General features: G+C 36.8%; 6 protein-coding genes. All 6 read left to right on the top strand.

The window, feature by feature from the left end:
• The first annotated feature begins 169 nt into the window (after positions 1-169).
• Complete coding sequence (locus tag Q0W26_RS10975; protein WP_298525241.1) at positions 170-1,390, top strand: aspartate kinase; 1,221 nt, start codon at positions 170-172, stop codon at positions 1,388-1,390.
• On the top strand, positions 1,387-2,280 hold the full coding sequence (dapA, locus tag Q0W26_RS10970; RefSeq protein WP_298525238.1) for a 4-hydroxy-tetrahydrodipicolinate synthase: 894 nt from the start codon (positions 1,387-1,389) through the stop codon (positions 2,278-2,280). The genes Q0W26_RS10975 and dapA overlap by 4 nt, the downstream gene beginning before the upstream one ends.
• A 12-nt stretch (positions 2,281-2,292) precedes the next feature.
• The gene (dapB, locus tag Q0W26_RS10965; RefSeq protein ID WP_298525235.1) at positions 2,293-3,114 is read left to right on the top strand and encodes a 4-hydroxy-tetrahydrodipicolinate reductase; all 822 of its coding nucleotides are present in this window, start codon (positions 2,293-2,295) and stop codon (positions 3,112-3,114) included.
• 9 nt (positions 3,115-3,123) lie between these two features.
• A complete protein-coding gene (asd, locus tag Q0W26_RS10960; RefSeq protein WP_298525232.1) occupies positions 3,124-4,173 on the top strand; it encodes an aspartate-semialdehyde dehydrogenase in 1,050 nt (349 codons plus the stop codon).
• Positions 4,174-4,403: 230 nt separating this feature from the next.
• The gene (locus Q0W26_RS10955) at positions 4,404-5,645 is read left to right on the top strand and encodes a hypothetical protein (RefSeq protein WP_298525230.1); all 1,242 of its coding nucleotides are present in this window, start codon (positions 4,404-4,406) and stop codon (positions 5,643-5,645) included.
• A gap of 406 nt (positions 5,646-6,051) precedes the next feature.
• Positions 6,052-6,457: TCP-1/cpn60 chaperonin family protein (locus tag Q0W26_RS10950; protein WP_298525227.1), on the top strand; the 406-nt coding region annotated here is incomplete at its 3' end.

Raw genomic sequence — 6,457 nt, 5'->3', positions numbered from 1 at the left:
TTTTTGTATATTTTTTTTAATTTTAAATTTTTATTATTTTCAATTTCTTTATTCTAATTCTATATATAAGGTTTATTAATATGATTGGATATAAATATAAATTAATATTTTTGTAAGCTCAAAAATATGGAGAAACTTTTTATAGTTTTCAATTGAAATAGGTGAATTTATGGATTTAATAGTAGCGAAATTTGGAGGGACCTCGGTAGGTGATGGTTCCAGAATTAAAAAAGCGGCGCAGTCCGTGGTAAATGAGTATATGAAAGGCAATCAGTTGGTAGTTGTAGTTTCTGCAGTTAACAAGACTACTGATGAGTTAATTGGTTTATCCAATGATGCAATTGGGGATGGTTTAACTGACAAGCAGAAGGCAGAGATTATGGCTATGGGTGAATTGACTAGTGCTAGATTATTCTCAGCAGCTATTGAATCTTTAGGTGTTAAATCTGAATTCATTGACCCTTATAATGAATTATGGCCGATTATAACTGATGCAAATTCTCTTGAAGCTAAAATTGACTTTAACACAACAAACAAGAAGATCAACGGCATTGAAAATCTTATCAATCAGGGAATCATCCCTGTCGTTTGCGGATTTTTAGGAAAAGGACCTAGCGGAGAAATCACCACTTTGGGAAGAGGTGGAAGTGACATTTCAGCATTCCTTATCGGACATTGCTTGAATGCAAATGAGGTCATCATCGTTACAGACGTTGATGGAGTAATGTCAACTGACCCTAACAAAATAGAGGAAGCTGAATTGCTTGAAGAGATAACAGTTGAGGAAATGAGAGATTTAGCTACTCACGGTGCTCAGGTCTTGCACCCACATGCATTAAAATATAAAGACCCGCTAATAAGCGCAAAAATTATTAATTTCGCCAACGGTGATTTAAATTCAAAGGGAACCCGTATCACAGGGCCCTTTGAAGGGGATATCTTAAAATCCGTATCCCTTTACAAGGATCCTATTTCACTTATTGTTCTTGTCGGAGAAGCTATGCTTAAAAAAGTAGGGCTTTTAGCTGACCTGACAGGATGTCTTGCTAAAAATGACATTAACATTTTCGGAATATCTGCCGGTCAGAATTCAATCACAACATTTGTCAGCAAAAAAGATGCTGAACAGGCATATCACATTTTACACAATCTTGTGGTTGAAACCGAAGTTTTAAGTTCTCTCTCATTAGGCAGGGACACAGCAATGATTACTTTGGTCAGTCCGGATATCATAGAAACTCCTGGAATCATTTCAGGAATTACAGAACCGTTAAGGAAAAATAACATTAATATTGTGGAAATCACATCATCCCAAACAGCTGTTGTACTGTTTGTCGATTGGGAAGATGGTAAAAGAGCATGTCAATTAGTTAACGAGGTTTTAGAATGAGATTTGAAGGTACTTATGTTGCAATGGTGACTCCATTCAATAAAGATAAAGAAATTGACGAAGAAGGTTTCAGGTCAAACATTAATTATTTGATAGACCAGGGTGTGGACGGTTTGGTCGGTGCAGGAACTACAGGCGAATCCGCTACAATAACTCACGAAGAACATCAAAGGGTAATTGAAATTCTGGTTGATGAAGTCGACGGAAGAGTCCAGACTATTGCCGGAACAGGAAGTAACGCAACTTCCGAGGCATTATCATTGACCTCATTCTCTGCTGATGTAGGTGCAGATGCAGCATTGCTGATTACTCCTTACTACAACAAGCCTCAACAGCATGCATTGGTTGACCACTACAGCACAATCGCCGGAAAATGTGACATTCCTCTTATCGCATACAATGTTCCGTCCCGTACAGGTTCTGACATTGCTGTTGAAACCGCAGTTGAGCTTGCAAAAGTTGACGGTATTGAAGCTATCAAGGAAGCCAGTGGAAGTGTCGATAAAGTATCAGACATCTACCAGGCTCTTTCCCGTGAAGGTCTTGAAGACGACTTCAACATACTCTCCGGTGAAGATTCCCTAACATTGCCTCTCATGGCAGTGGGTGCAACAGGTGTAATCAGTGCATCCGCAAACATCGACGGCAGAAGGATGGCATTGATGGTCAACAGTATTTTGAATGACGATTACACAAGAGCATTTGAACTTCACTATGAAATGCTCGATATCATAAGGGCTTTATTCATTGAAAGTAATCCTGTTCCTGTAAAAACAGCAATGAATTTAATGGGACTTCCGTCAGGCCCTCTCAGACAACCGTTATGCGAAATGAAAGAAGAAAACTTGGAAATTCTTAAAAAAGCATTAAAAGATTCTGATTTAATTTAAGTTGGTATTATTATGATTAAAGTAGCAGTAACTGGAGCAGCAGGTAGAATGGGCTCCGGAATTATTAGAAAAATTACACAGCAAGATGACATGGAAGTGGTTGCGGCTATTGAAATGCCAAACACTCCTCTTGCAGGAAAAGATGCAGGTCTTCAGGCAGGAATCGATGAGCTTGGAGTAAAAATTGTCGGATCTCAGGATTTGGAGGAAGCTCTAAAATCCTCCGGTGCTGATGTATTGGTTGACTTTACCATTGCTCCTGCAGCAGTTGAAACAATTAAAATAGCCACTTCATGTGGTGTGGGAATAGTCGTGGGAACTACAGGATTTACTGAAGAGCAGATGGCTTCAAACATCAAGAATGTTGAAGACAATAACGTTCCTGCTGTGATTTCATCAAACATGGCTATTGGAGTCAACGTATTTTTCAATACCCTTAAGAAATTGGCTCCTCTATTATATGATTATGATATTGAAATTATAGAAGCGCATCACAACCAGAAAAAGGACGCTCCGTCCGGAACCGCAATGACTGCCTTTGAAGTGATTGCAAAAGAGCTTGACCGTGACCCTGAAGAAGTCGGAGTTTACGGAAGACAAGGTTTGGTCGGCAAAAGAACCGCCGAAGAAATAGGCGTTCACGCAATTCGTGGAGGAGACATTGTTGGAGACCATACCGTAATGTTTGTCGGTGATGGTGAAAGATTGGAGGTCAAACACCAGGCACATACCAGAGAGGTATTTATTGCAGGTGTCATAAGGGCTATCAGATACATTCCTTCTGCTGAAAAAGGTGTTGTAAGCAGCATGAATGATGTTTTAGGATTAGAATAGGTGAGTTATATGGTAAATGTTGGAATACTCGGTGCAACCGGGATGGTAGGTCAAAGATTTATCCAATTGCTTGAAAACCATCCTGATTTTGAGATTACAGCTTTGGCGGCGTCTTCAAGATCCGCAGGCAAAAGATATGAGGATGCGACAACCTGGTATATGAATGAAGAGATGCCGGAATCCGTTAGGGACATCAAGGTTGTTGAAACTAACCCTGATGCAATGGACAATGATGTTGATATAGTATTTTCATCCCTTCCTGCTGATTTTGCACTTAAAGTTGAAAAAGAATTTGCAAAAGATTATGTTGTTGCAAGTAATGCCAGTGCACACAGGATGAAGAAAAACATTCCATTGGTGATTCCTGAAGTCAATCCCAAATGCTTAGACATGATTGATGCCCAGCAAAAGGAAAATGACTGGGATGGATTCATTGTAACCAATCCTAACTGTTCCACTATCGCGTTGGCATTAACATTAAAACCTATAGTTGATAATTTTGATGTCAAGTCAGTTAGAGTCTCAACCATGCAGGCAGTGTCCGGTGCAGGCTATAACGGAGTGCCATCAATGGCCATTATTGATAATCTCGTTCCTTACATCGGTGGGGAAGAGGAAAAAATGGAAAGTGAATCACTCTATCTGTTAGGTACATTCGATGGTAGCGATGTAGTCAATGCCGATTTCAAATTGAGTGCATCATGTCATAGGGTGCCTGTTATCGATGGTCATACCGAAGCGGTATTCGTCGAGTTGAATGATGGATTTGACATTGCAGATGTTAAAGATAGTATGGCAAATTTCAAAGGATTGCCACAAGAACTAAATTTATATTCCGCTCCTGAAAATCCAGTCATTGTCAAAGAGGAAAATGACCGCCCTCAACCTAGGATGGACAGAAATGCAGGTAACGGTATGGCTGTTACTGTTGGCAGATTAAGAGAAGACCAAGCATTTGATAACAGTTTCAAATATGTTCTTGTTGGACATAATACTATTCGTGGGGCTGCTGGAGCTTCAATATTGAATGCTGAATTGATAAATGATAAAATACTCTAATTTTATCCATTTATTTTTCTTATTTTTTTTAATATTTTTTGTTTTTTCTATCTTTTTTCTTATTGTTTTTATTTTCTATTTTTAGTCAATTTAAGGGTTTAATTTAAATAGTATAAAAGAAATATTTAATAGCAAGGAATTATATTGTACAATATATCGAAGTTTTGAAATTCATATAATTTCAATAATTTGAATTCGATATAGGGATAAAATTTAAACTAAGGGATAGAATGGAAATAGGAATTGATGCTGAAAAAGATACTCTACAATCTTTAATTCGGTCTTGCCTATTAGAGCTTAATAAGTTAAAATTAGACTTAACTGAACTTGAAGTGGAGAAAGCAAATGATAATACTCCACAACGAATTAGACAACTCGAAAAAGACATTGTAGAAAAAGAAAAAGAAGTTTCTGTTATAAAATTCAAAGCAGAAGATGAAATAAACCTTTTGAAAAAACAGCTTGAAGAAAAGGACAGTTTAATCAAAAATCAGGAAGACAGGATCTATGAGCTGGATTATGTCAACAATTCCCTTGACGAAATCAAGGAATATTTCGCTGAACAGTTAAGGGAATACAAGAAAAAGGAATTGGCTGACGTCAATGAAAGATTGAACGAGTCCTATAAAAGTGCCGCTGAAAAGGATGCTCAAATTAACTCACTTTCAAGAACCATCGATGATTATAAGATTAAAGTCATCAAACTGGAGAATAATGTAGAGTCAAAAACCCAGATTATGGAACTTGAAAAGCAGCTTGAGCTCAAAAATAACGAACTAGTTTTAAAAGATAGTGAAATATCCAAAAGAGATAATCAGCTTAACATTTTAAAAGAACAGACTATTCCTAAAGTTGAATATATTGACCTTCAAAATCAATTCGAATCCAAAATCAATGAGATGAACGATGAGATAAGTAGTTTAAAACAAGAAACTATCCCTAAAGAAGACTACTTTGACCTTCAGTCTCAATTTGAATCTGAAATGACCAATTTGGACAATCAGATTAATACCCTTAAGGAACACAGCATCCCTAAAGACGAATATATCAATCTTCAAAACAGATTGGAAAATGAGCTCGCATCAAAAAATACTCAAATCGAATATTTGAAAGAGCAGACTGTTCCTCGTGAGGAACTTGTAACTCTTCAAACCAAATTGGAAAGTGAAATCGCTGCCAAAAATAACGAACTGGAGTATTTAAAGGAAAAAACTGTTCCTCGTGAAGAATTCCTCAGTCTCCAATCTGAATTCAATTCCAAGGAAAATGAACTTAAATACTTAAGGCAGCAAACTATCCCTCGCGAAGAATATCTCAATCTTCAAAATGAATTAAATAGGAAAAACGATAAGATTAAAAGGTTAGAAGAAATTAACGCTTTCTTTAATGAGCTTCAGGAAGAACAAGAAGCTTATGAGACTGTTGAAAGGACTCCTCCTTTCAGATTAGAGAAAAAACAACAACGTAGGTAATTTTACCTACATATAATTCCTTTGATGGGGTTGGCTCTGAGTCTTTGAGATACTAAGTATCTCATATTTTTAATTTTTGTGCCGATGCATCTATATGCCATCACTTCTTTGACGTTTATTCTGCAGTACCTTGCTGTTAATGTGAGTTAGCATTGAAATTTCTAATGGTAATGTCAACAAATGCTAAAATTATTAACTGTTCTGTTGATATTTCGACCACTTGTTTCGGTCGGATTTTTCCTATCAATCTTTTTCTTACTTTAATTTACTTTATACCGTTAAGTATTTATATAACCTTAAACTCATGTATTATGTAGAAAGGTTTACTCAACACTATAACTTATTTTCTCATGTTGACTACTAAACTGATCTAATTATTTAAAAATTAAAGAAAAGGTGATTATTAATGGCACAAGGACAACCAATTTTTATCTTACCTGAAGGTACTAACAGGTCTGTCGGCAGAGATGCTCAAAGAAATAATATTTTAGCCGGTAAAGTATTGGCTGAAACTGTAAGAACTACTTTAGGTCCAAAAGGAATGGACAAAATGTTAGTTGACGGACTCGGAGACATTGTCGTAACCAACGACGGTGTAACAATCTTAAAAGAAATGGATATTGAACATCCTGCAGCAAAAATGCTGGTTGAAGTAGCAAAAACCCAAGAAGACGAAGTCGGAGATGGAACTACTACTGCAGTTATCATTGCTGGGGAATTATTGAAAAAATCCGAAGGATTATTAGACTCAGACATCCACCCAACAATCATAGCTATGGGATACAGAAAAGCAGCTGAAAAAGCACAAGAAA

It is taken from the genome of uncultured Methanobrevibacter sp., assembly GCF_947169325.1.
In the GTDB taxonomy this organism is placed as follows: Archaea; Methanobacteriota; Methanobacteria; order Methanobacteriales; family Methanobacteriaceae; genus Methanocatella.
This window is presented reverse-complemented; position numbering and strand designations above follow the sequence as displayed.

Bases quoted from the DNA above. Each gene is read 5' to 3' on its own strand.
- dapB (WP_298525235.1), top strand. From the start codon at position 2,293: ATGATTAAAGTAGCAGTAACTGGAGCAGCAGGTAGAATGGGCTCCGGA.
- asd (WP_298525232.1), top strand. From the start codon at position 3,124: ATGGTAAATGTTGGAATACTCGGTGCAACCGGGATGGTAGGTCAAAGA.
- Q0W26_RS10955 (WP_298525230.1), top strand. From the start codon at position 4,404: ATGGAAATAGGAATTGATGCTGAAAAAGATACTCTACAATCTTTAATT.
- Q0W26_RS10975 (WP_298525241.1), top strand. From the start codon at position 170: ATGGATTTAATAGTAGCGAAATTTGGAGGGACCTCGGTAGGTGATGGT.
- dapA (WP_298525238.1), top strand. From the start codon at position 1,387: ATGAGATTTGAAGGTACTTATGTTGCAATGGTGACTCCATTCAATAAA.